This window comes from Enterobacter asburiae, assembly GCF_001521715.1.
In the GTDB taxonomy this organism is placed as follows: domain Bacteria; phylum Pseudomonadota; class Gammaproteobacteria; order Enterobacterales; family Enterobacteriaceae; genus Enterobacter; species Enterobacter asburiae.
On the sequence record NZ_CP011863.1, the window covers coordinates 1,172,768 to 1,197,244 of the forward strand.

Sequence of the window (24,477 nt, forward strand, 5' to 3'; positions counted from 1 at the left end):
CCAAATTCCCCAACATTTCCCACACGGAGGAAATCTATACCGATCTCCTCCGTTGAAACCGTCGCCGGCATTCCGGCAGACGGTTTTCGGTGGGCACTTAGTCCTTATCACGCATAACCTGTTGCAGGATCGCCAGCGCCTGGTTGAACTGGGCATCCGGAATGGTCAGTGGGTAAAGGAAGCGGATCACGTTTCCGTACTGGCCGCAGATCAGCAGCAGCAGGCCCTGGGCGAGCGCCTTTTGCTGGATCGCCTGCGCGATGGCGGCCGAAGGTTCACGGCTCTCGGGATCAAAAAACTCCGCCGCAATCATCGAACCTCTTCCCCTTATCGCCACGAGCGCAGGAAAGCTGCCCTGAATCTCCTCCAGCGTGGCTGTCAGTCGATCGCCCAGATGACGGGCGCGTGCGCACAGTGATTCGCTGTCGATAATATTCAGCACCGCGTGCGCGGCGGCCACTGCAAGCGGGTTGCCTGCATAGGTCCCTCCCAGACCGCCGGGCGCCGGCGCGTCCATGATCCCGGCGCGGCCCACCACGCCGGACAGCGGCATTCCGCCTGCCAGGCTTTTAGCCATCGTCATCAGGTCGGGCTTGTCCGCGTAGTGTTCCATGGCAAACAGTTTACCCGTACGGGCGAAGCCGCTCTGCACTTCGTCGGCAATCATCACGATCCCGTGCTCATCGCAGATACGGCGGATAGCGGCCACCAGCTCTGCCGGGGCAACGTTGAATCCGCCTTCACCCTGAATGGGTTCAAAAATAATCGCCGCCACCTGTTTCGCCTCAATATCCGCTTTGAACAGGCGCTCAATCGCCGTGATGGCATCCTGCGTCGTAATGCCGTGCAGCTCGGAGGGATACGGCACGTGATAAACCGACCCCGGGAAGGGGCCAAATCCCAGCTTATAGGGCGCGACCTTGCCGGTTAACGCCATGGTCATATAGGTTCGGCCGTGAAAGCCTCCCCCGAAGGCAATCACACCTGGTCTGCCGGTGTGGGCCCGGGCGATTTTAATCGCATTTTCTACCGCTTCCGCGCCCGTTGTGAAGAACGCCGTCTTGGCCGGGCTCTGCACCGGGGCCAGCTCGTTAAGCTTTTCGGCTAATGAAACGTAGCTTTCATACGGCACAATCTGATAGGCCGTATGGGTGAACTGGTGAAGCTGTTTTTCCACTGCGGCCACCAGTTCAGGGTGACGATGGCCGGTATTCAGTACCGCGATCCCGGCGGCGAAATCAATATAGTCGTTGCCTTCCACGTCGGTAAGCGTGGCATTCTCCGCCGTGCGGGCAAAGAAATCACACATTACGCCTACGCCGCGCGGGGTGGCAGAAAGTCTGCGCTGATGAAATTCCTGGTTACTCATGTCAGATACCCTTTTGTCGAAACGATCATACGCCAAGACGATCGCGCAGGCTGTAATACGCCGCGCCCATCGCCGTGAATGGGATCCGCAGGCTGCGACCGCCCGGGAAGGGGTAGTGCGGGAGTTTGGCAAACGCATCAAAGCGCTCAGCGTCACCGCGCAACAGTTCAGAGATCAGCCGTCCGGCCAGGTGGGTGCAGGTCACGCCGTGGCCGCTGTAGCCCTGCATGTAATAGATGTTTTTATCCAGACGACCAAACTGCGGCATACGCGACAGGGTCAGCAGGAAGTTGCCCGTCCAGCGGTAGTCGATTTTGACGCCTGCCAGCTGAGGGAAGGTTTGCAGCAGCTTTGGCATCACCAGGCGCTCGACATCGTCCGGATCGCGCGCGCCATAGACTACGCCACCGCCGTAGAGCAGGCGGTTGTCGGCGGTGAGGCGATAGTAATCCAGCAGATAGTTGCAATCTTCCACGCAGTAGTTATTGGGGATCAGCGTGCGGACGACCTCCTCCGGCAGCGGGGCGGTGGTCACCACCTGGGTGCCGCAGGGCATGCTGCGTTTTGCCAGTTCCGGCTCTATCTTATCGCCCAGATAGGCATTCCCGGCGACGATCACGTAGCGGGCCGTCACCTGGCCATGCTGCGTGCTCACCACGGCCGGGCTGGTGTGCTGAATGGCGGTCACCGGGGACTGTTCATACACCCGCCCGCCGTTCAGGCGAATGGCGTCCGCTTCGCCGATCGCCAGGTTCAGCGGATGAATGTGCCCCCCGCTGCGGTCCAGCAGCGCGCCGGTATAGCGCTCGCTGTCGACTTCCCGGCGGATGGCGCTGGCGTCCAGCAGCTCCAGCTGCGTGTTGCCGTAGCGTTCCCAGTTGGCTTTTTGCTCCTCCAGCGTCTCCAATTGCTTATGGTTTAACGCCACAAACAGCCCGCCGGGACGATAGTCGCACTGGATCTGATAGCGCTGGATACGCTCCCGGATGATCTCTCCGCCTTCAAACATCATGCTCCCGAGGACTCTGGCGGCGTCGGGTCCGTAGTTTTTCTCAATCACGTCGATATCGCGGCTGTAGGAGTTAACCAGCTGGCCGCCGTTGCGTCCGCTGGCGCCGAAGCCGATGCGCGCCCCTTCAAGGAGCACCACGTCGTAGCCCATTTCGGCGAGATGCAGCGCGGAGGAGAGGCCGGTGTAGCCGCCGCCCACCACGCACACGTCGCAGCTGATCGACTCGTTAAGCGTCGGGAAAGGTTCGTAAGCGTTCGCGCTGGCCGCGTAGTAGCTGGTGGTATGTTCGGTCATGATTGAGGCTCCAGGGCAATCCAGATGGTTTTCAGTTCGGTAAATTTTTCCAGCGCGTGCAGGGACTTATCGCGACCGTTGCCGCTCTGCTTATAGCCGCCAAAGGGTACGGTCATATCACCGTCGTTATAGTTATTGACGAAGACCGAGCCTGCTTTCAGGCGGCGGCTCATGCGGTGCGCGCGGGAGAGATCGCGGGTCCATACCGCCGCGCCAAGCCCATATTCACTGTCGTTGGCCAGCGTTAAGGCTTCCTCTTCGGTTTTAAAACGGGTGACGACCAGCACCGGCCCGAAAATCTCTTCCCGGCACAGCGGGGAGGCGGGGTCGATATCGACAAAAATGGTTGGACCGACTGCGGAAGGCCATGATTGTTCCCGCCCGTCCAGCAGCAGCGTGCCTTTTTGGGTTCCCTCGCGAATGAACGTGTGGACGGTATCGGCGTGCGCAGCGTCGATGAGCATTCCCATCGTGCTGTCGGGATCGAGCGGATCGCCCGGCTGCCAGTGACGGGCCTGCGCTTTCAGCTTTGCCAGGAAGTCATCGGCGATGCTGTCTTCGAGCAGCAGGCGGGTACCGGCGATACAGACTTGCCCCTGGTTATAAAAAATCCCGGCGGCGGTCGCGCTCACGGCCTTGTCCAGGTCCGGACAGTCGGCAAAGATAATGTTGGCGCTCTTGCCGCCAGCCTCCAGCCAGACGCGCTTCATGTTGCTTTCACCCGCGTCCTTCAACAGCTGCTTGCCGGTACGGGTAGAACCGGTAAACGTCAGCACCTCAACCTCCGGATGCAGCGCCAGCGCCTGGCCCGCTTCGTGGCCGTAACCGCTTATCACATTCAGCACGCCGTCCGGCAGGCCCGCCTCTTTCGCCAGCCCGGCCAGCCGCAGGGCGGAGAGCGGCGATTTCTCTGACGGTTTCAATACTACGCTATTGCCCGCGATCAGCGCCGGGCCCAGCTTCCAGCAGGCCAGCAGCAGCGGGAAGTTCCAGGGGACGATGGCCGCGACAACCCCGATCGGTTCGCGCACGATCATCGCCAGCTCGCCCGGCCCCGTAGGCGCCACTTCGCCGTAGACTTTATCCGCCGCTTCGGCGTACCAGCGAATGGCGCGCGCCGCGCCGGGTATATCGTCGCGCAGGCTGTGGCGGATGGGTTTACCGGTGTCCAGCGTTTCCAGTAAGGCCAGCTCTTCGACGTGGCGTTCCATCAAATCGGCGAGCTTATGTAGCACGGCCTTGCGCTGCGCCGGAGACGCCTGCGACCAGTCACCGCGCTCAAATACCTCACGCGCGGCCTGAACCGCACGGTCCACGTCCGCCTGCTTGCCCTGGGCCACGTTCGCCAGCGTCTGCCGGGTGGCGGGATTGACGGTTTCAAACGTGGTGTTATCGGCGGCATCACAATAGGCACCGTTAATAAATAGCCGGGTCTCAATGGCGCTGTTTTTTGCTTTATCCTGCCAGTAAGTCAGGTGCTTAAAATGCATATTCACTCCTTTCTTTCGCAATCAGATAAATAAAGGCATGGCCGTTTCAGGCAATACGAAGCCGTGAGGCATCCCGGGAATTAACCCGTTGAATGCCGACATTGATCGTTTTTATTTGTCCCGGCGTAAGCGCGCTTACGCCGGGACCGAGTGGTAATTAGAACGTGGTGGGGGTGTGGGCACTGATAATGCGGCAGATGCCTGCCGAGGTGTTGCTGAAGCTGTGCGGTATGCCGGTATTGATGGCATAGCTCTGCCCCGCAACCAAGTGATATGGCTGGCCATTAATGGTTAGCACTATTTCACCTTCCAGTATCGTACCGATCTCCTCACCCTGATGTTTGATCCTCTCTCCGGTCGTGGTTCCAGGCTGGTAAGTTTCAAAAATCATCGCCAGCGTACGGTTCGGATTTCCGTTATGAACCAGCTTCATCGAAACACCCTGACTGCCTATTTCGATAAGATCTTCCTGATTAATAACCACCTGCGGTTCATCAGGTTTTTCCGGTTCCGAAAAGAATTCCGAGAGCGACAGCCCATAAACTTTCAGCAGCTTTTGCAGCGTACTGATGGCAGGACTGACTTTATCCTGCTCAATGGTGCTGATGGCACTGTGTGTTAACCCAGACAGTTCGGCGGCACGCCGCTGCGAGAGACCCAGCTGCTGGCGGATCTCTGACAGACGTTTCCCTGGCGCCAGTCCGTCATCGCTCATAGTTGCATTTCCTTTACGATAGTGGTCAAAGCCGTTGCTTCTCGGCAACGTGGCTTTGACAGGCGGTGATAAAACCTTCAAACAACATGCGTGACAGGGCGTACTCGCTGCTGTTCCATTCGGGGTGCCATTGCACGCCGAGGGCAAAAGGGTGGTCATGAACGCTAACCGCTTCGACCAGCCCGTCCGTCGAACGGGCCTCCACGCGGAGCCGTGGTCCTAACGTTCGTGCACCTTGCCCGTGTAACGAGTTTACCCAAAATTTGTTACAGCCTGGAATTAATTGAGACAGCAGTCCTCCCTCCTGAACCTGAACTTCATGAGAAGGGGCGTATTGTAGCTCAACCGGCAGTTCAGCATCCTCCCGGTGTTCAAGCAGGTCGTTCTGCTCGAACAGGCGGCGATACAGCGTTCCTCCCGTCGCAACAACCAGTTCCTGCAGCCCCCGGCAGATGGCGAAAATGGGGATGCGCCTTTCGAGCGCGGCGGCAATCAGCGCCATGCTCAGAAGATCTCGCCCGGGATCGGCGTTAGGCTCATCGCCGTTTTCACCATAAAGGTGCGGCTGCACGTTACTTGGGCTGCCCGGCAGGTAAATTCCGTCCAGGGTTGGCAGCAGAGCGGCCATTAGCTCAGGCTCCGCCAGCGCATGCGGTAAGGCAATAGGTAAGCCCCCCGCGTTAATAACGGCATTCAGGTACTTTTCTTGCAGGGTCTGGGTCTCATGACCCTTAAGCCTGTTTCTACACATCACCACGCCAATAACTGGCTTGTTCATTATATTTTCCATGATCGCCCTCACAAAGTGGACTAAATTTAGGCCATTCTCACCTCTGGAACGGCCTTTTCGTTCAATATTTTCTCAATCTAGCAACGGGATCTGCCTTTTGCAAACTTAATTTAACATTTGACAAACAATTTGTTTGCATACAAATTCGATGGAGTGGACATTATATTTGACAGTCCAGAGCAGCGAACGCAAATCCCAAAAACGGTGGTAAATCATGGAAACCAATATCGTAGAAGTTGAGAACTTTGTGCAGCACACGGATGAGAGGCGGGGCAGCGCCTTTACGCAGGAAGTGAAGCGCTATTTAGAAAAGTATCCTGACACCCAGTTTATTGATGTCCTCCTGACCGACCTGAACGGCTGTTTTCGCGGCAAACGTATCCCGGTTGCCGGACTGAGCAAGCTTGAAAAAGGCTGCTATTTCCCGGCATCGGTTTTCGCCATGGACATTTTGGGTAACGTCGTGGAAGAGGCGGGCCTGGGGCAGGAGCTCGGCGAGCCGGACTGTATCTGCGTGCCGGTACCGGGCACCCTGACGCCGTCCGCCGCCGACCCGGAATACATTGGTCAGGTGCAGCTCACCATGGTCGATGAAGATGGCGCTCCCTTTGACGTTGAGCCGCGGAACGTACTCAACCGACTCTGGCAGCAGCTGCGCCAGCGCGGTCTGTTCCCCGTGGTAGCGGTAGAGCTGGAGTTCTATTTGCTTGACCGTAAACGCGATGCCGAAGGCTATCTGCAGCCACCCTGCGCGCCGGGCACCGACGTGCGTAACACGCAGAGTCAGGTCTACTCGGTTGACAACCTGAACCACTTTGCTGACGTGCTGAATGACATTGACGAGCTGGCGCAGCTGCAGCTGATCCCCGCCGACGGGGCAGTGGCCGAGGCCTCCCCGGGCCAGTTTGAGATTAACCTGCACCATACGGAAAACGTGCTTGATGCCTGCGATGATGCGCTGGCGCTAAAACGTCTCGTCAGGCAGATGGCGGAAAAACATAAGATGCACGCCACGTTTATGGCAAAGCCGTATGAAGAGCATGCGGGCAGCGGGATGCATATCCACATCAGCATGCAAAATAACAGAGGCGAAAACGTGCTCGCAGACGCCAGCGGTGAGGATTCCGCGCTGCTGAAACGCGCGCTGGCCGGGATGATCGACCTGATGCCGGCGTCCATGGCGCTGCTGGCACCGAACGTCAACTCCTACCGCCGTTTCCAGCCGGGAATGTACGTGCCGACGCAGGCGTCATGGGGACACAACAATCGCACGGTTGCCCTGCGTATCCCCTGCGGCGATCGCCATAACCATCGGGTCGAGTACCGGGTGGCGGGAGCAGACGCGAATCCGTATCTGGTGATGGCGGCGATTTTTGCCGGCATTCTACATGGGCTGGATAACGATTTACCCCTGCAGGAAGAAGTTGAAGGCAATGGTCTGGAGCAGGACGGACTGCCGTTCCCGATCCGTCAGAGCGATGCGCTGTGGGAATTTATGCAAAACGATCATCTTCGCGAGCGGCTGGGCGAGCGTTTCTGCCACGTCTATCACGCCTGCAAAAATGATGAATTACTGCAGTTTGAACGCCTGATTACCGAAACTGAAATTGAGTGGATGCTGAAAAACGCCTGATAACGTGCCCCGGTAAGGGGCCGCTTTGTTTCATCGCATACGTATCACCCAACGGCCTGCGCGGAGCCTGGCCTAACTGTTCGCTGGCACGCCAGCTATCTCCCGGGAGTCGCGTTATGGAGCGCAGGCGGCACAGGGATTTTCTTAACGACACAGTGTGACGAGGTAAGAAATGATGCAGATGTTCAACTATCCGCAGGGCGAAGGGGGCCAGTCAGGCTCCTGCTGTGAGTGCGAACCAGAGACGGTGCGCTGGTACGATCGCGTTTGTTCTTTACAACTTCCCCCTTTGCTAAGCAGGTTTGCGTCAAGGTCAACGCAATTGCAAACCACGGTAAGCATGGGGGGGACGGTTTATGGCGACTAACACCTCTCTTGACTCGCCGGGCATCGTCGGAAGAACCCGGCTGCGCAGTTCCCTCAAGCTCTGGCAGGTAGTCATGATGGGGCTGGCTTACCTCACCCCCATGACCGTGTTTGATACCTTCGGCATTGTGTCCGGTATCAGCAATGGCCACGTGCCCGCCTCGTATCTCCTGGCGCTGGCCGGCGTCATGTTTACCGCCATCAGCTACGGCAAGCTGGTACGACAGTTCCCGGAAGCGGGCTCTGCGTACACCTACACGCAGAAATCGATCGGACCCCACCTGGGTTTTATGGTCGGCTGGTCATCGCTGCTGGACTATCTCTTCCTGCCGATGATCAACGTGCTGCTGGCGAAGATCTACCTTTCCGCGCTGTTCCCTGAAGTCCCGCCGTGGGTCTGGGTGGTGGGGTTTGTGACGATCCTGACGCTGGCGAATCTGAAGAGCGTTAATTTGGTCGCCAACTTTAACACCCTGTTCGTGCTGGTGCAGGTCGCCATCATGGTGGTGTTTGTCATACTCGTGGTGCATGGCCTGCACAAGGGTGAGGGCGTCGGCACCGTCTGGTCGCTACAGCCGTTTATCAGCGAGAACGCACACCTGATCCCTATTATTACCGGCGCGACTATCGTCTGCTTCTCTTTCCTCGGTTTTGACGCGGTCACCACGCTGTCGGAGGAGACGCCAAACGCGGCGCGGGTGATTCCCAAAGCCATTTTCCTGACCGCGCTGTATGGCGGGCTGATATTCATTGTTGCCTCGTTTTTCATGCAGCTCTTTTTCCCGACGATCGCGCGCTTCAAGAACCCGGACGCCGCGCTGCCGGAAATTGCGCTGTACGTGGGAGGCAAGCTCTTCCAGTCGGTGTTTCTGTGTACCACGTTTGTAAATACGCTCGCTTCAGGCCTGGCCTCGCACGCCAGCGTCTCACGCTTGTTGTATGTGATGGGGCGTGACAACGTCTTTCCGGAGCGGGTGTTTGGCTACGTGCATCCGAAATGGCGGACTCCGGCCCTGAACGTCATTATGGTAGGGATAGTGGCGCTGTCGGCCCTGTACTTTGACCTCGTGACCGCGACGGCGCTGATCAACTTTGGCGCGCTGGTGGCGTTTACGTTTGTTAATCTCTCGGTATACAACCATTTCTGGCGGCGTAAGGGGATGAACAAAACGTGGAAAGATCGGTTCCACTATCTTCTGCTGCCGCTCATTGGTGCCGTAACGGTTGGGGTGCTTTGGATAAACCTCGAAGCGACGTCCCTGACGCTTGGCCTCATCTGGGCGGCACTGGGGATCCTTTACCTGACATGGCTAACGCGCCGATTCCGAAAACCGCCTCCGCAGTTTGAAGCCGCTAAGATAGAGCAGGCCTGGGATTCCTGAACGTGAAACGGCACCAGTACGCTGGTGCCGTTTATCGGGATCGGAAATCAGCCCGCAGGCTTATTATCTCAGACGCTTATGAAGACTTGCTCCCACCAGCAGCGCCGCGCACAGCATCAGCGCGATAAACCCGCCCACGCCGTTCCAGCCGTAGTTATGCCAGAACACGCCGCCGAGTGTCCCGGCGATGCTGGAACCCAGGTAATAGCTAAACAGATACAGCGATGATGCCTGTCCTTTGGCGCGACGCGCGCGCGGGCCAATCCAGCTGCTGGCGACCGAGTGAGCGGCGAAGAACCCGGCGGAGAAGAGCAGCATTCCGGCAAAAATCAGCCACAGGGAGGAAAAGAGCGTCAGCAGCAAGCCGAGTAACATCACGCCCGTGAATACCAGCAGTACCGGACCGCGGCCATAGCGTGCGGTCATCGCCCCGGCTTTCGGCGAGCTCCAGGTGCCGGTGAGATAGGCCACAGAAAGCAAGCCGACAACGGCCTGATTCAGATGCCACGGGGAGAGCATCAGGCGGTAGCCTATATAGTTAAACAGCGTGACGAAGGCGCCCATCAGCAGGAATCCCATCAGAAACAGGCGCGGCAAACCTTTGTCGCGCCAGTGCAGGCGGAAGTTGATAAACAGCGTTTTTGGGCGCAGCGATGTCGGGCGGAAATGGCGTGATTCCGGCAGAATTTTCCAGAACATCAGGGCTGATGCCAGCGCAAAACATCCGATTACCGCCAGCGCAATACGCCAGTTAAAGAAGTCCGTAAACACCCCGCTCAGCAGGCGGCCGCTCATTCCGCCAATCGAGTTCCCGCTGATGTAAAGCCCCATCGAGAAGGCAACAAAGCTCGGGTGGATCTCTTCGCTGAGATAGGTCATCCCGACCGCCGCCACGCCGCTGAGCGAGAGCCCAATCAGCGCGCGCATCACCAGAATACCGTGCCAGCTGGTCATCATGGTCGAGAGTAACGTACAGACCGACGCCAGCATCAGCGCGGTCACCATCACCTGTTTACGGCCAATGGCGTCGGACAGCGGCCCGGTAAAGAGCAGGCCAATCGCCAGCATGCCGGTAGAAATAGAGAGCGAAATACTGCTGCTGGCAGGCGATACGCCAAACTCATGAGAGAGAACGGGCAGGATCGGCTGAACGCAATAGAGCAGGGCGAAGGTGGCCAGACCGGCGGAAAAGAGCGCCAGCGTGACGCGCATAAATTGGGGGGTACCACGTTTAATGAACTGGACCGGCTGCGGTGCTGCGGGTAAATCATTGATATCTCTTGCCGGATCGATATCAATAGTCGTTGTACGGCTCACACTGTTTCCTTGCTTAAACATCCCCGTGATTTCTGGTGACGGGTATGACCACATGTTCAGGGTAGGAAAATGTAAATATTCTGTCTAATATATTAATAATCTCAAATGATACTTTAAAAATATGAATATCGAGCTGCGTCATCTTCGCTACTTTGTCGCCGTCGCCGAGGAGCTGCATTTTGGCCGCGCGGCGGCACGGCTGAATATCTCTCAGCCTCCGTTAAGCCAGCAGATTCAGATCCTGGAACAGCAGGTCGGGGCGCGCCTTCTGGCCCGCACCAACCGCAGCGTGAGCCTGACGGCGGCGGGTAAGCAGTTCCTGATCGACAGCAGACTAATCCTGAGCATGGTTGATGATGCCGCCGCCCGTGCAGAACGGCTCTATCTCGGGGAGGCCGGAGAGCTGCGAATCGGGTTTACCTCTTCCGCGCCGTTTATCAGCGCCGTCTCGGAGACCCTTTCGTCATTCCGTCGCCACTTTCCGGATGTTCACATTCAGACGCGCGAAATCAACACCCGCGAGCAGATTGCCCCGCTGAATGAGGGTTCGCTGGATCTGGGGCTGATGCGTAACACCCAGCTGCCGGACACGCTGGCGTGGGAGGTGATCCTGCGCGAGCCGCTGATGGCGATGATCCCGCACGATCACCCGCTGGCGTCGCGTCCGGCCGTTTCGCTGGCAGAGCTGGCAAAAGAGCCGTTTGTCTTTTTTGACCCGCAGGTCGGGACGGGCCTGTATGACGATATCCTGGGACTGATGCGCCGCTACGATCTTGCCCCGGTCATCACCCAGGAGGTAGGGGAAGCGATGACCATTATCGGCCTGGTGGCGGCCGGGCTGGGCGTGTCTATTCTTCCGGCCTCCTTTAAACGGGTGCAGCTGCGCGAAATGCGCTGGGTGACCATTGCCGAAGAGGATGCCGTTTCCGAAATGTGGCTGGTGTGGTCAAAACACCATGAACAGAGCCATGCCGCACAGCGCTTCAAACAGCAGCTAATTAGCGCCTCTGCCGGGCGGCATTTCCACGGAAAAGAGGGTAAAAATGTGCGGTAAATCACATGGCTAAGTAAATATTTGACGACGGCCATGGAAGTGCTTCACCATAGCAAACAGTTTATTTCGAAGCTCGAAAATAAGGGAGTACGAGGTGGTTGCTGATAGTCAGCCAGGGCATATCGATCAGATTAAGCAGACCAACGCTGGCGCGGTGTATCGCCTGATTGATCAGCTTGGTCCGGTTTCGCGTATCGATCTTTCGCGCCTGGCACAACTGGCACCTGCCAGTATCACCAAGATTGTCCGCGAGATGCTGGAAGCGCACCTGGTTCAGGAGACGGAAATTCAGGAGCCGGGCAGCCGTGGCCGTCCGGCAGTCGGGCTGGTGGTTGAAACGGAAGCGTGGCACTACCTGTCACTGCGCATCAGCCGGGGGGAGATCTTCCTTGCGCTGCGTGACCTGAGCAGCAAGCTGGTGGTGGAAGACCGGCTTGAACTGCCGCTCAACGCGGAGGAACCGCTCCTCGACGCGATTGTCTCGCATATCGATCACTTCTTTATCCGCCATCAGCAGCGGCTTGAGCGCTTAACGGCGATTGCCATCACCATGCCGGGAATTATTGATACCGAAAACGGTATCGTTCACCGCATGCCGTTTTACGACGATGTCAAAGAGATGCCGCTTGGTGAGGTGCTGAAAAATCATACCGGCGTGCCGGTCTATATTCAGCATGACATCAGCGCCTGGACGATGGCGGAGGCGCTGTTTGGCGCGTCGCGCGGCGCGCGGGATGTGATTCAGGTGGTCATCGATCATAACGTCGGGGCGGGCGTGATCACCGACGGACGGCTTCTCCACGCCGGAAGCAGCAGCCTGGTGGAAATTGGCCACACCCAGGTCGACCCGTACGGCAAGCGCTGCTACTGCGGGAACCACGGCTGTCTGGAGACCATTGCCAGCGTCGAAAGCGTGCTGGAGCTGGCGCAGGTTCGGCTGAGCCAGTCCATGAGCTCCTCGCTGCACGGACAACCCTTAACGGTGGATTCCCTCTGCGCCGCCGCGCGCCAGGGCGATCTGCTGGCGAAGGACATTATTACCGGGGTGGGTAATAACGTTGGCCGCATTCTGGCCATTATGGTGAATCTCTTTAATCCGCAAAAAATCCTTATTGGCTCACCGCTGAGCCAGGCGGCGGAGATCCTCTTCCCGGCGATTTCGGCCTGTATCCATCAGCAGTCGCTTCCCGCCTACAGCAAAAATATTGCGGTAGAAAGCACCCAGTTTTCCAACCAGGGAACCATGGCCGGCGCGGCGCTGGTCAAAGACGCCATGTATAACGGCTCGCTGTTGATCCGCCTGCTGCAGGGTTAACTCTTTTCCGCAGATGTAAGAAAAATTGCGCTATCTCAAGCCGGGTAGCGCACGCATCCCGTAGACTTCCTCCACTGAATTATTTACCTGGTTTATATTTTCGAAGCATACCCAAGAGGTGGAGTGAGTCATGCTTAAGCGTTTCTTTGTTACTGGTACAGATACCTCTGTCGGCAAGACCGTCGTATCCCGCGCATTGCTGCAGGCGCTGGCAGCAAGCGGTAAACGCGTGGCAGGGTACAAACCGGTCGCAAAAGGCAGTAAAGAGACGCCAGAGGGATTGCGTAATAAAGACGCCCTGGTGCTGCAAAGCGTCTCGTCACTGGAACTGCCTTATCACGCGGTCAATCCCATTGCGTTAAGCGAAGAGGAGAGCAGCGTTGCGCACAGCGGCCTGATTAATTATCCCCTGTTGTCCGACGGACTGGCGAACCTGAGCGAGAAGGTTGACCACGTGGTGGTGGAAGGGACGGGCGGCTGGCGCAGCCTGATGAACGACCTGCGTCCGCTTTCTGAATGGGTCGTGCAGGAGCAGCTTCCGGTAGTGATGGTGGTGGGTATCCAGGAAGGGTGCATCAACCACGCGCTGCTGACGGCGCAGGCGATCGCCAATGACGGCCTGCCGCTGATTGGCTGGGTAGCAAACCGCATCAACCCGGGCCTGGCGCACTACGCGGAGATCATCGACGTGCTGAGCAAAAAACTGCCCGGACCGCTGGTGGGTGAGCTGCCTTATCTGCCCCGCGCCGAGCAGCGCGAGCTAGCGCAGTACATCGATCTCTCTGCCCTCGGTGGCGTGTTGACCGTAGATCGAGTCGTGGCGTAACGTCCGCGACAATACGGACGCCACCACGCAGGCGACCAGCAGGCCGGGCAGCAAAAAATACTGCCCGGTCATTTCACAGACCATCAGCGCCGACATAATGGGCGCATGCGTGGTCGCGGCAAGTAGCGTTGCCATCCCCGCCAGCCCCAGCAGAATCGCCGTCTCAGAACCCGGTAGCCACAGCGCGAACAGCTGTGCAAACAGCATCCCCGTTGCCATCCCGACAAACAGCGTGGGCGTAAACACCCCTCCCGGCGCGCCCGATCCGCTGCTCGCCAGTACCGCCAGCAGCTTACAGATGAGCACCCCGGCAATCACCGACAGCAGCGGCGGGGCGAGCAGAAAAGCCTGAACCACGCTGTAGCCATTCCCCCACACCTTCGGCGTGAGGAGAGACAGCAGCCCGACGATCGCACCGCCCAGCGCCAACTGCCACGGCGGCGAAAGCTTGAGGCGCAGGAAAAGCCCGTGGCAGAAGTCCATCAGCCACATCAGCAGCGGTCCGCAAAGGCCCGCCACCAGCCCCATCGCGACGAGAAGAGCATAATCGGCCGCGGTGAGGATGCCGCTCAGATGGACCGCGTAGAGCGTACCCGCGCCCGGTGCCAGGAGCTGAGTGGTGAGAAGCGCAACCACCGCCGCAATCACCACGGGGCCGAGCGAGGCCAGCATCAGCGTGCCAAACAGAATTTCCGCGATGAACAGGCTTCCTGCTAACGGAGCATGGTAGGCGCTGGCCATCCCGGCGGCGGCACCGCAGGCAATCCATAATTTCCATTCGGATTTAGGCGTAAAGCGCCGGGCGAAAAGGGAGGCGGCGAGGGCTGCAAGCAGGATCATCGCCCCTTCACGCCCGATGGCGCTTCCGCTGGCCACGACCAGCAGCGAGGCAAGGGACTTCACAAGGCTGGCGCCGTAGTCAAACTGGCCGTCTCCGGTCTCCAGCGCTTCCATGTAATCGGTAGGGGCATGAGGCCGCTGCGCGTTCAGACGCTGCCATCCCCAGAGCAGCAGCCCGGCAGCCAGCCCGCCCAGCGCTGGCGTCAATGCGCGCCGCCAGGGCGAGAGCGACGCGGCGGCATTCACCAGGCTGCCGCTGTCGTTGCTGAGAATCATCCACTCCAGCAGGTACATGCTGTGGCGGAATACCGCCACGGCCAGCGCGGCCAGCACGCCGGTGACGGTGGCAATCAGAAGTCGGCGAAACATCGCGCGGATGTCAGGGTAGGTATGAAGACGTAGCATGGGTCGCGATTGAACGGGGACGATACAATATTGTGGCGGGAAATCGCGGGGTTAGCAAAAGGTCTGCGTGCGAAAAGGCCGGGCGATGCCCGGCCAGAAAGGTTAGCTGTCGCTATGAATATTCAGCGCCCGGCGCGTGCGTCCGGAGCTCAGGTACTCGGCAATATAGTCCTGCGAAATCTCGCCGTTGTAACGACCGTCCTCATCCACGATCGGCATCCAGCTGGTATTACTCTCATACAGACGTGAAAGCACCACGCGCAGGTTGTCTTCCGCCTTGCCGGTCATGCGGAACGGATGCAGGATGTCGGCGCAGGTACCGCTGGCGTTACGCGCTTCGCGACGCTTCACAAAGCCCAGCGGTTTACCTTGCTCGTCGACCACGGTAACGGCACGAATGTCATTATCATCCATGGTCGCAAAGGCGTCGGGAAGCGGAGTAGAGCCCCGCACCGTGATGGTCGGCTGCTGGTCGGTGACGTCGCCCGCCGATACCAGCAGCAGGCGCTTCAGCGTCCGGTCCTGACCGACAAACGAGCCGACAAACTCATTCGCCGGTTTCGCCAGCAGTTCATCGGGGCTTGCGCACTGAACGATTTTCCCCTGACGGAACACCGCAATACGGTCGCCGAGCTTCAGGGCTTCGTCGATATCGTGGCTCACCAGCATGACGGTTTTTTTCAGCTTGCGCTGCATCTCCAGGAACTGGTTCTGGATCACCTCGCGGTTGATCGGGTCCACCGCGCCAAAGGGTTCATCCATCAGCAGTACCGGAGGATCCGCCGCCAGGGCGCGGATCACGCCGATACGCTGCTGCTGGCCGCCGGACATTTCGCGCGGGTAGCGATTCAGGAACTTGTGCGGATCCATCGCCACCATATCCATCAGCTCTTCGGCGCGGGTTTTGCAGCGCGCTTTATCCCAGCCCAGCATGCGCGGCACGACGGTGATGTTCTCTTCGATGGTCATGTTCGGAAACAGGCCAATCTGCTGGATCACGTAGCCGATATTGCGGCGCAGGGTGACGGTGTCCATCCCGCTGGTGTCTTCACCGTTGATCAGGATCGTCCCGCTGCTTGGGGTAATAAGGCGGTTAATCATCTTCAGGGTGGTGGTCTTTCCGCAGCCGGACGGGCCGAGCAGGACGCACATTTCCCCTTCGGGCACGGTCAGGTTGACGTTGTCGACGGCCTTAAAAGTCTGGCCGTGCTTCTGTGAAAATTGTTTAGTGAGGTTTTCCAGTTTTATCATTATCGAATCCCCTTTGGAGTCAGAACCACCTGCAGACGGTGCAGCAGCCAGTCGAGCACAATCGCTAAAAGACAAATCATCAGCGCGCCCGCAATCAACATGCGAATATCGCTTCCGCCGATGCCGTTGAGCAGCAGCAGGCCCAGACCGCCCGCGCCGATCACGGCGGCAATCGCCATCACGCCGATATTCATCACCACGGCGGTGCGGATGCCGCCGAAAATCACCGGCAGCGCCATCGGGATCTCGACCCAGCGCAGGCGCTGCCAAAAGGTCATGCCGATGCCGCGTCCGGCTTCGCGCAGGCCCGGCGGCAGGCTGTCGAGCGCCGTATGGGTGTTACGCACAATCGGCAGCAGCGAGTAGAGAAACACCGCCGTGATTGCGGGCAGGGCACCGATACCCTGACCGATCAGCGAAAACAGCGGGATCATCAGGCCAAACAGGGCGATTGATGGAATGGTCAGCACGATGGTGGCAATCCCCAGCACCGGCGTTGCCAGCCACCTGTGGCGGACAATCAGAATGCCCAGCGGTACGCCGATGATAATGGCTAAACCTACGGCCAGCGCCACCAGCCACAGGTGCTGCAGCGTCAGGGTTAAGAGGTAATCCCAGTTGTCCAGAATGTAGTGAATCGTCTCCATAGCGCCTCCTACAGCAGCTGTTTGCTACGCAGGAAATCGCGGGCGACCTGCTGCGGTGACTGATGGTCGATATCCACCTTCTTGTTCAGCTCGGTGATAACCTCGTTGTTGAGCTGGGCCGAGAGGGTGTTGAGCGCTTCTTCCAGACCGGGGTTGGCCTCCAGCGTGTCCTTACGCACCACCGGCGTCACCGCGTAGCTCGGGAAGAAGCCTTTATCATCTTCCAGCACCTTGAGGTCGAAGCCTTTCACGCGCCCGTCGGTGGTGTAAATCAGACCGGCGTCAACGAAGCCGTCGCGCACCGCGTTATAGACCAGACCGGGGTCCATCTGACGGATTTGCGGACGGTCCAGATCCATCTTGTAGGCCGCCTGTAGCGGCTTCATGCCGTCGCTGCGCCCGGCAAACTCCAGGTCTAAGCCCAGCAGCCAGTTTTTGTCCGGGTTGGTTTTACGGACCTGCTCAATCTTCGCCACCATCTCCGACATGGTGTTGATATGCTCCGCCTCGGCGCGCTTGCGCTGCATGGCGAAAGCGTAGGTGTTGTTCATGTCGGCGGGTTTGAGCCAGACCAGACCGTGCTTCGCGTCCAGGCGTTTCACCGTCTCGTAAGACTCCTGCGGCGACATGCGCTTGTTGATGTGGTTAAAGATGATCAGCGACGTGCCGGTGTACTCCCAGGTCATGTCAATCTGTTTGTTGATCATCGCGTTGCGGGAGATGACCGTAGCAATGTTGGTTTGCGGCTGGACCTGGAAACCTTTTTTCTGCAGGTACTGCACGGTCATCGCCGAGAGAATGTGCTGCTCGGTAAAGCTCTTGGTCGCCAGAATCAGCGGGGCCGCCATTGTCTGGCTGGTGAACAGCGCCGCGGCACACAGCGCCGTCAGGCCGGAAAACAGTCTCATAAAAGCTCCTTGTTATTGTTATCGAGCGAGATGTGGACTCATCGCGCGACCCAGCGCCGCCAGCAGGGTATCGAGGATCAGGGCGATCAGGGCGGTGGCCGCCGCGCCGAGGATCAGGGTCGGGAAATCGTTCAGGTAAATACCGGGGAAAATCAGCTCGCCGTAGCTGCTGGCGCCAATCAGGAACGCGAGCGGCGCGGTACCGACGTTAATGGCGGTGGCGATGCGGATCCCCGACAGCATGACCGGCCAGGCGGCTGGCAGCTCAACCTGACGCAGGCGCTGCCATTTGGTCATCCCGATGCCGTTTGCCGCTTCCAGCAGCGACGGCGGGACCGAGCACAGCCCTGCGTAGGTGTTACGCACGATCGGCAGCAGCGAGGCGAGGAACAGGGCGATGATGGCGGGCGTATCGCCAATGCCAATCACCACCATCGCCAGCGCCAGAACGGCCAGCGGCGGCAGCGTGTTGCCGACGTTGAAGATTTGCATCACATATTCGGCGATACCCCGCGCGGCCGGGCGGCTCAGCAGAATACCGGCTGGAATACCCACCAGCAGGGCAAAAAACATGGATGAGAAAACCAGAATCATGTGCTGTTGCCCGAGATAGACCAGGTCAACCAGGCGCGCCTTTATCGTCTCCATCCCGATACCCCAGACGAGGAGGGCGAGGACCACGATAATGGCGCCGACAAACAGCAGCGAACGTTTGAGTAATGGGTGCATTGCGGTGTGTCTCCCTGTGCGCATGCGTTATAGCAACCACCGGTTGCCTGTTGTTATGCCATGTTTCGGCAGGGGTATTTCACCTATAGCAAGCGTTTGGGAAGGGTTCCAGCGAAGGGGTAAAATCAGTAACCCTATGAAAACAGTGACAACCTCGGGTTAAGCCTTATGGCATAAGGGCTGATTGAGGGGCAGGCAGAATAGTCCTAAAGCGAATTTTTAGATGTGACAACGTCACATCTAATGAGCTCTTACGCCCGATACAGGTCATTATCTTCATAGAGAGGCGCGAACGCGTCGAACTCGCGTCGAGACGGTGATAATTGAAACGATAGCGACCACGGCGAGCATCAAGCCGAGCGCCAGCATGGCGTTAAATCCGATCCATCTGAACAGCAGCAGCCCCGCAATACCGCCCGTAATAAACGAGAAAAGGGTGGTTAAATGGGTTTTCAGCTGACTTTTTTGCGCCGCCGTATCTTTGGAGTAATCCCTGCGCAGCATCGCCACCATTACGGAGGCCAGGGATATCCCTGCGTCCGTCAGCGTGCCGGTAATGTGCGTCGATCTCACCCGTCCGCCGGAAAGCTGCGTGGAGGTAGAATTGTGAATGCCCATCAGGCCGCACAGAAAAAGAATAATCACGCGGTTGCTGGTGAGGGCGTGAAAATACATCTCATAGAAGGAGACGCCGGTCAGCAATATCCCCTCGACAAACAGAATCTGGCAAAAAACCAGCCTGACGTTATGGATAATGCCCCATATTACAATCATGCGGGCAAGAATAGCGCCTGCGACAAAGGAGAGAATAATCGAGCCGAAGAAAATAATATCGCTGAGATCGGTGGAGGAGACTTCGCTGGATAACTGTGAGGTGTTGCCGGTCATGTGTGAGGGGAAAAAACCAAATGCACCAAGGGCGATGGCATTCAGCAAACCTGCCGAGGTCGCCAGCCAGAGAGCAAGCCGGCGATCCTCCTTATGCGTTCGTTCTTTCTTGAGTCTAATCAGCAAGAATACCTCCAGGTTGAGCTTTGCCTGAATAGTCAGGCTAGCAAAGCGGTGCAACGGGCTGTCCAGGATATGGCTTAATTATTATTCCCTCTGACACGTTTAAGGGTTTAGTAATTAAATAAAATATCCTTGCTCATCATGGGGGCGTAAATACTTTATATCATGCCGTTATTGCCGTGACGCAAAAACGCCGGGCGCTGGTTAAGACGTTCAAACCAAGCCTCAATCGACGGCACGTCGGGCTTATCAAACGGCGTCATCTTCCAGCGATTCACCGACAGACCAAGCACCACGTCCGCAAGGGTAAACGTCTCGCCTGCCGCATAGGCGCCGGTCTGCTGCAGATGGTTTTCCAGAATGGTGATGCAGTGGTTCCACTCTTTTATTCCCGCCGCAATCCGTGCAGGGTCGTTAAAGTCCGGGTTTTTACGCCCCAGCGCCGGGAAGACATAGCGCCAGGCGTTATTAAATTCGGTTGCCTGCCAGTCCATCCAGCGCTCGACGTTGGCGCAGGCCTGCGGTTCTGCGGGCAGCAGATCGTGACGCCCGGCCTTGCGCGCCAGGTAACGGCAGATGGCGTTGGACTCCCACAGCACGAAATCGTCATCGATCAGCACCGGCACCATGGCGTTGGGGTTCAGCGCGCGGAAGGCATCCGTTTCCGTTGACGCAAAACCGCTGCCGTAATCTTCCTGTTGATACGCGAGGCCCGCCTCTTCGCAGGTCCAGAGCACTTTCCGCACGTTAATGGAGGTGGTTTTGCCGAGGATGTTAATCATGTCGCCGCTTCTCTTCACAGTGATGAATCGTTTAAAAACAATACACCAGCGGTTGAGAAAAGCGTCAACAAATCATCCGGCGAGTGATTTGTGAACACGCGAAAGCAGAAGCGTCAGCACAACCGCGCCCAGGAGCAACATGCCGCTCAATGCAAACGTGCTCTGCCAGCCGCTATGGTCGAATACCAGGCCACCGGCCGTTGAACCCAGCGCAATAGAAAGCTGGATTACGGCGACCATTAATCCGCCGCCGGCTTCAGCATCTTCCGGCAGCGTTCGCGCAATCCATGTCCACCATCCCGTTGGCGCTGCCGTCGCCAGCATCCCCCAGAAGCCTAACAGCAGAGAAACGATCCACACGCTGTGGCCGGTCAGTATCAACACGCCTGCAATAACGGCCATCAGCAGGGGAATGGCGATTAACGTCAGGTACAACGCGGCGTTCAGGACCAGAGCAACAAGCAGTGTGCCAACAAACCCCGCGACGCCGATGGTGAGTAAAATCAGCGATAAGCCGGAGGGGGTGACATGCGTGACGGTTTCGAGAAACGGACGCACATAGGTAAACAGCGCAAACTGTCCCATAAAAAACAGGCCGCAGGCCAGCAGACCGATGGAAACCACCGGCTGGCGGAATAACCCAAAGACGGATGCGCGTGACGCCGTATTTTTATTGCCGTACATATCGGGCAGGCTAAAACGTTGCCAGAGGAACGCCACTATCGCCACGGGAACCAGGCACAGGAAGGCGCCGCGCCAGCCAATGGTGGTACCGAGATAGCTCCCGAGCGGGGCGGCGACTACCGTCGCCAGCGCGTTCCCCCCGTTGAATATCGCCAGCGCGCGAGATACCTGATGCTGCGGAACGAGGCGAATGGCCGTGGCGGCGGACATGGACCAGAACCCGCCGATGGCGATACCGATCAGCGCGCGGCCTGTCATATAAACCAGATAGTTTGGGGCGAAAGCGATAATCATCCCCGAGAGCGCCATCAGGAGCGTCATGCCCAGCAGAAGGTGTTTGCGGTTCATATTCCCGGCAAGCCGGGAAAGGAAGAGGCTGGTCAGAACCGCCAGCGCGCCGGAAATCGCGATCCCCTGGCCAGCGAGCCCCTCCGTAACGCCCAAATCTCTGGCAAGGGGCGAGAGCAGGCTGACGGGCATAAATTCCGAGGCAATCAGGACAAATACGCACAGGGTCATGGCAAAAATACCGCCCCAGTGCGCGCGTTCCTCATTCTGTGGGGAGGCAGGATTCAGAGTGGACATAGTCATCTTTCACAAAGCGCCACCCGCGAAAACGGGCGGCGGAGAGGTTTATTTCAGGCTGGTTTTGAAGAACTGTTCAAACTGGCCGAACGGGATTTTCCCGGCAACGTTGTCGTAGAGATCGACATGGTTTGCGCCCGGGACAATCACCAGTTGCTTCTGCTTGCTGCCGACCGCTTTAAACGCATCTTCAGCAAAGTAGCGGGAGTGTGCCTTTTCACCGGTGACGATAAGCGTCGGGATAGTAATTTCCCCGGCGTAGCTCAGCAGCGGCATATTCATAAAGGATAATGGCGTGGTCGCGGTCCACGCGCCGGTGGAGTTGACGGAGCGCGCGTGGAAGCCGCGCGGCATGCGGTAGTAGTCATAGAACTCTTTCAGCACCGGGTGCGGGTCTGCTGGCAACGCCTCTGGCAGAATACGTTCAGCCGCCGTCACTTTGCCGTTCTCATCGACATAAATGTCATGGCCGCCGTGCGCGAAGGTCCCGTTCTCTGCATCTTTCCAGCGCTGTGCGTTCAGATACTGCAGAACGGCATGGCGGTCAGACGTTGAGTAGCGATCTTTCCCGTCGCCCACGCCGTGACCCATCGCCCGGCTCATGTCGTACATCACGCTGGTGGCGACCGCTTTCACGCGGGTGTCCATGGAGGCCGCATTCAGCGCCATACCGCCCCAGCCGCAGATGCCGAGAATACCAATGCGGTTACGATCAACCTCTTTCTGCAATCCCAGGAAATCCACCGCCGCGCTAAAGTCTTCAGTGTTGATATCCGGAGAGGCGACGTTGCGCGGTTGGCCGCCACTTTCGCCCGTATAGGACGGATCGAATGCCAGGGTCACAAACCCATTTTCCGCCAGGGTCTGCGCATACAGACCGCTGGACTGCTCTTTGACCGCGCCAAACGGCCCGCTGACCGCAATCGCCGCCAGCTTGCGGTCACCGCGGTTTTTAGGAAGATACAGATCGCCCACCAGGGTGATCCCGTACCGGTTCTGGAAGGACACCTTGCGGTGATCGACTTTGTCACTTTCGGCGAAGGTTTTATCCCATGTGCTCACCATCGAAACAGGCGCGTTTGGGTTGGTGGTTTCTGCATAGCTCATTGTTGTCACTCCACTTAATGATGCACATAGCAGCATCGCAACAGACAGTTTTTGGGTGAATGTTTTCATGAAAATAGACCCTGGGTTGTTGTGTTGCGGTCATTATAGTTAGCAGAAATAGTGCTGATTAGAGGCCGAAAGCTGCTAGGATTCATATCATATTGTTATAAATTGGTGAGCATGATGGCGAAACGGGAAAACTATAATGAGCTTTACCTGTTCATGCAGGTGGTACGGGAGGGGAGCTTCACGGCGGCTGCGCAGCGGCTTGGGCTGGCGCAATCCGGGATCAGCCGCTCTGTTCGCGAGCTGGAAGAGCGGTTGGGCGTTCAGCTTCTGGTCCGCACTACGCGCAAGCTCTCGCTAACCCACGCGGGGGAACAGCTTTACCGGACCGCCGAGTCCGCGTTCGATACGCTCGATACGGGCCTGGCGACCCTGGCACACTATCGTCAGACGCCGTCCGGCACGGTACGCATTAATGCCAGCCAGCACGCTATCGACAAATGTCTGCTGCCAAAGCTCGCCATTTTTAAACAGCGTTACCCGGACATCAGGCTGGAACTGATGAATGAAAGCCGCTTCGTCGACATTATCGCCGAGCGGTTCGATGCGGGTGTCAGACTCGGGCCGGAAGTGGGGCAGGGAATGATTGCAGTACGTATCACGCCTGATATGGAAATGGCCGCAGTGGCTGCCCCGGAACACTTCAGACGCTACGGTTTTCCCCAGACGCCTGCGGATTTAGTGGCGCACCCCTGCATTGCCTACCAGTTTGCCGACGGGAGTGACTATCAGTGGGAGCTGGTGCAGGACGGGAAAAAAATCACCCATAGGCCAGAGGGGCAATGGGCGCTGTCTGACAGCTACATGGAAGCCGAAGCCGCCCGGCTGGGGCTTGGGCTGGCCTATGTCCCGGTGGAGCTGGTGGCTGACGATCTGGAGCGCGGAACGCTTATCCGGGTGTTGCAGCGCTATAGCCTGCGCATGGACGGACTGTATCTCTATTATCCGCACCGTAACGTGTCGCCTGCGCTTAGAGCGGTGATTGATACGCTGAAAATTTAGGGCGGTGTTGTCTTTCGAGAATACGCCTCGCAAACTGCAAAGTAAGCACAGGAAATCCCTGGAAAATAATTTTCTGCAATTGACATCCTTTATTGGACACAAAACAACTCCTACATTACAGCCTGTTTCTCGGTAATGGTGCCAACTTACTGATTTAGTGTATGATGGTGTTTTTGAGGTGCTCCAGTGGCTTCTGTTTCTATCAGCTGTCCCTCCTGTTCAGCTACTGAAGGCGTGGTGCGTAACGGTAAAAGTACTGCCGGACATCAGCGCTATCTCTGCTCTCACTGCCGTAAAACATGGCAGCTACAGTTCACTTACACCGCTTCTCAACCCGGTACGCATCAGAAAATCATTGATATGGCCATGAATGGCGTCGGATGTCGCGCCAGTGCACGCATTATGGGCGTTGGCCTCAACACGATTTTACGACACTTAAAAAACTCAGGCCGCAGTCGGTAAACTCACGCATACAACCGGGCAGTGACGTCATTGTTTGCGCGGAAATGGACGAACAGTGGGGTTACGTCGGCGCTAAATCACGCCAGCGCTGGTTGTTTTACGCGTATGACAGGATACGGAGGACGGTTGTGGCGCACGTATTCGGTGAACGCACGTTGGCCACGCTGGAGCGTCTTCTGGGCCTGCTGTCGGCCTTTGAGGTCGTGGTATGGATGACGGATGGCTGGCCGCTGTATGAATCACGCCTGAAGGGAGAACTGCACGTTATCAGCAAGCGATATACGCAGCGCATTGAGCGGCATAACCTGAATCTGAGGCAGCATCTGGCAAGGCTGGGCAGGAAGTCACTGTCGTTCTCAAAATCGGTGGAGCTGCATGACAAAGTCATCGGGCATTATCTGAACATAAAACACTATCAGTAAGTTGGAGTCATTA

23 protein-coding genes are annotated in these 24,477 nt (G+C 57.8%); 8 read left to right on the forward strand and 15 right to left on the reverse strand.

Features of this window, described 5'->3' with window-relative positions:
• Nucleotides 1-97: 97 nt before the first annotated feature.
• From puuE to puuD, 5 genes are all read right to left on the reverse strand, one after another.
• Complete coding sequence (puuE, locus tag ACJ69_RS05940) at nucleotides 98-1,369, reverse strand: 4-aminobutyrate transaminase (protein WP_059346670.1); 1,272 nt, start codon at nucleotides 1,367-1,369, stop codon at nucleotides 98-100.
• Nucleotides 1,370-1,394: 25 nt separating this feature from the next.
• A complete protein-coding gene (locus ACJ69_RS05945) occupies nucleotides 1,395-2,675 on the reverse strand; it encodes an NAD(P)/FAD-dependent oxidoreductase (protein WP_059346671.1) in 1,281 nt (426 codons plus the stop codon).
• The gene (gene puuC, locus ACJ69_RS05950; protein WP_059346672.1) at nucleotides 2,672-4,165 is read right to left on the reverse strand and encodes an aldehyde dehydrogenase PuuC; all 1,494 of its coding nucleotides are present in this window, start codon (nucleotides 4,163-4,165) and stop codon (nucleotides 2,672-2,674) included. The genes ACJ69_RS05945 and puuC overlap by 4 nt, the downstream gene beginning before the upstream one ends.
• Before the next feature lie 157 nt (nucleotides 4,166-4,322).
• Entirely contained in the window at nucleotides 4,323-4,880 is a 558-nt protein-coding gene (gene puuR / locus ACJ69_RS05955; protein WP_013096835.1) for an HTH-type transcriptional regulator PuuR, read from the reverse strand.
• Nucleotides 4,881-4,905: 25 nt separating this feature from the next.
• Nucleotides 4,906-5,670, reverse strand: coding sequence for a gamma-glutamyl-gamma-aminobutyrate hydrolase (puuD, locus tag ACJ69_RS05960; RefSeq protein ID WP_029739361.1), 765 nt, complete (start codon nucleotides 5,668-5,670; stop codon nucleotides 4,906-4,908).
• Between the two features lie 214 nt (nucleotides 5,671-5,884).
• Between puuD and ACJ69_RS05965 the strand changes: the two genes are divergently transcribed.
• The 3 genes from ACJ69_RS05965 to ACJ69_RS05975 all read left to right on the forward strand — a co-directional run bounded on the left by ACJ69_RS05965 (nucleotide 5,885) and on the right by ACJ69_RS05975 (nucleotide 9,051).
• Complete coding sequence (locus ACJ69_RS05965; protein ID WP_029739362.1) at nucleotides 5,885-7,303, forward strand: glutamine synthetase family protein; 1,419 nt, start codon at nucleotides 5,885-5,887, stop codon at nucleotides 7,301-7,303.
• Nucleotides 7,304-7,484: 181 nt separating this feature from the next.
• Nucleotides 7,485-7,670, forward strand: coding sequence for a YmjE family protein (locus ACJ69_RS26045; RefSeq protein ID WP_422862221.1), 186 nt, complete (start codon nucleotides 7,485-7,487; stop codon nucleotides 7,668-7,670).
• On the forward strand, nucleotides 7,660-9,051 hold the full coding sequence (locus ACJ69_RS05975) for an APC family permease (protein ID WP_059346673.1): 1,392 nt from the start codon (nucleotides 7,660-7,662) through the stop codon (nucleotides 9,049-9,051). The genes ACJ69_RS26045 and ACJ69_RS05975 overlap by 11 nt, the downstream gene beginning before the upstream one ends.
• A gap of 63 nt (nucleotides 9,052-9,114) precedes the next feature.
• Here the strand turns inward: ACJ69_RS05975 and ACJ69_RS05980 are convergent, their stop codons facing one another.
• Complete coding sequence (locus tag ACJ69_RS05980; RefSeq protein WP_059346674.1) at nucleotides 9,115-10,368, reverse strand: MFS transporter; 1,254 nt, start codon at nucleotides 10,366-10,368, stop codon at nucleotides 9,115-9,117.
• Between the two features lie 121 nt (nucleotides 10,369-10,489).
• Between ACJ69_RS05980 and ACJ69_RS05985 the strand changes: the two genes are divergently transcribed.
• The 3 genes from ACJ69_RS05985 to bioD all read left to right on the forward strand — a co-directional run bounded on the left by ACJ69_RS05985 (nucleotide 10,490) and on the right by bioD (nucleotide 13,563).
• A complete protein-coding gene (locus ACJ69_RS05985) occupies nucleotides 10,490-11,422 on the forward strand; it encodes a LysR family transcriptional regulator (protein WP_054830292.1) in 933 nt (310 codons plus the stop codon).
• A 94-nt stretch (nucleotides 11,423-11,516) separates the two neighbouring features.
• On the forward strand, nucleotides 11,517-12,737 hold the full coding sequence (gene mlc, locus ACJ69_RS05990) for a sugar metabolism global transcriptional regulator Mlc (RefSeq protein ID WP_023311510.1): 1,221 nt from the start codon (nucleotides 11,517-11,519) through the stop codon (nucleotides 12,735-12,737).
• Nucleotides 12,738-12,867: 130 nt separating this feature from the next.
• A complete protein-coding gene (gene bioD / locus ACJ69_RS05995; RefSeq protein ID WP_023311511.1) occupies nucleotides 12,868-13,563 on the forward strand; it encodes a dethiobiotin synthase in 696 nt (231 codons plus the stop codon).
• On the opposite strand, the gene clcB is transcribed toward bioD, so the two are convergent.
• From clcB to ACJ69_RS06040, 9 genes are all read right to left on the reverse strand, one after another.
• Nucleotides 13,498-14,808, reverse strand: a complete 1,311-nt coding sequence (gene clcB / locus ACJ69_RS06000) for a voltage-gated ClC-type chloride channel ClcB (protein WP_059346675.1) — start codon at nucleotides 14,806-14,808, stop codon at nucleotides 13,498-13,500. The genes bioD and clcB overlap by 66 nt on opposite strands.
• A gap of 102 nt (nucleotides 14,809-14,910) precedes the next feature.
• Nucleotides 14,911-16,059: an osmoprotectant ABC transporter ATP-binding protein OsmV gene (gene osmV, locus ACJ69_RS06005; protein ID WP_059346676.1), complete on the reverse strand. Its 1,149-nt coding sequence runs from the start codon at nucleotides 16,057-16,059 to the stop codon at nucleotides 14,911-14,913.
• Nucleotides 16,059-16,706 carry an osmoprotectant ABC transporter permease OsmW gene (gene osmW, locus ACJ69_RS06010; protein WP_023311514.1) on the reverse strand — a complete coding sequence of 216 codons (648 nt, stop codon included), beginning with the start codon at nucleotides 16,704-16,706 and terminating at the stop codon, nucleotides 16,059-16,061. The genes osmV and osmW overlap by 1 nt, the downstream gene beginning before the upstream one ends.
• 8 nt (nucleotides 16,707-16,714) lie before the next feature.
• Nucleotides 16,715-17,614: an osmoprotectant ABC transporter substrate-binding protein OsmX gene (gene osmX, locus ACJ69_RS06015; RefSeq protein WP_059346677.1), complete on the reverse strand. Its 900-nt coding sequence runs from the start codon at nucleotides 17,612-17,614 to the stop codon at nucleotides 16,715-16,717.
• An 18-nt stretch (nucleotides 17,615-17,632) separates the two neighbouring features.
• Nucleotides 17,633-18,343 carry an osmoprotectant ABC transporter permease OsmY gene (osmY, locus tag ACJ69_RS06020; RefSeq protein WP_059346678.1) on the reverse strand — a complete coding sequence of 237 codons (711 nt, stop codon included), beginning with the start codon at nucleotides 18,341-18,343 and terminating at the stop codon, nucleotides 17,633-17,635.
• 276 nt (nucleotides 18,344-18,619) lie between these two features.
• Entirely contained in the window at nucleotides 18,620-19,357 is a 738-nt protein-coding gene (locus ACJ69_RS06025) for a YoaK family protein (protein ID WP_059347812.1), read from the reverse strand.
• 155 nt (nucleotides 19,358-19,512) lie between these two features.
• Nucleotides 19,513-20,136 (reverse strand): glutathione S-transferase family protein, encoded by a 624-nt coding sequence (locus tag ACJ69_RS06030; RefSeq protein ID WP_054830344.1) that lies wholly within the window; start codon nucleotides 20,134-20,136, stop codon nucleotides 19,513-19,515.
• A gap of 72 nt (nucleotides 20,137-20,208) precedes the next feature.
• Nucleotides 20,209-21,405, reverse strand: a complete 1,197-nt coding sequence (locus tag ACJ69_RS06035) for an MFS transporter (protein ID WP_059346679.1) — start codon at nucleotides 21,403-21,405, stop codon at nucleotides 20,209-20,211.
• A 48-nt stretch (nucleotides 21,406-21,453) separates the two neighbouring features.
• Entirely contained in the window at nucleotides 21,454-22,581 is a 1,128-nt protein-coding gene (locus ACJ69_RS06040) for an alpha/beta hydrolase (RefSeq protein WP_071886550.1), read from the reverse strand.
• Between the two features lie 114 nt (nucleotides 22,582-22,695).
• On the opposite strand from ACJ69_RS06040, the gene ACJ69_RS06045 reads away from it, so the two are divergent.
• Nucleotides 22,696-23,580, forward strand: a complete 885-nt coding sequence (locus ACJ69_RS06045) for a LysR family transcriptional regulator (protein WP_059347813.1) — start codon at nucleotides 22,696-22,698, stop codon at nucleotides 23,578-23,580.
• 186 nt (nucleotides 23,581-23,766) lie between these two features.
• A protein-coding gene (locus ACJ69_RS06050; RefSeq protein ID WP_223274117.1) for an IS1 family transposase occupies nucleotides 23,767-24,464 on the forward strand; the annotation gives its coding sequence in 2 pieces (ribosomal slippage) (nucleotides 23,767-24,016 and nucleotides 24,016-24,464; 699 coding nt in all).
• Nucleotides 24,465-24,477 lie beyond the last annotated feature (13 nt).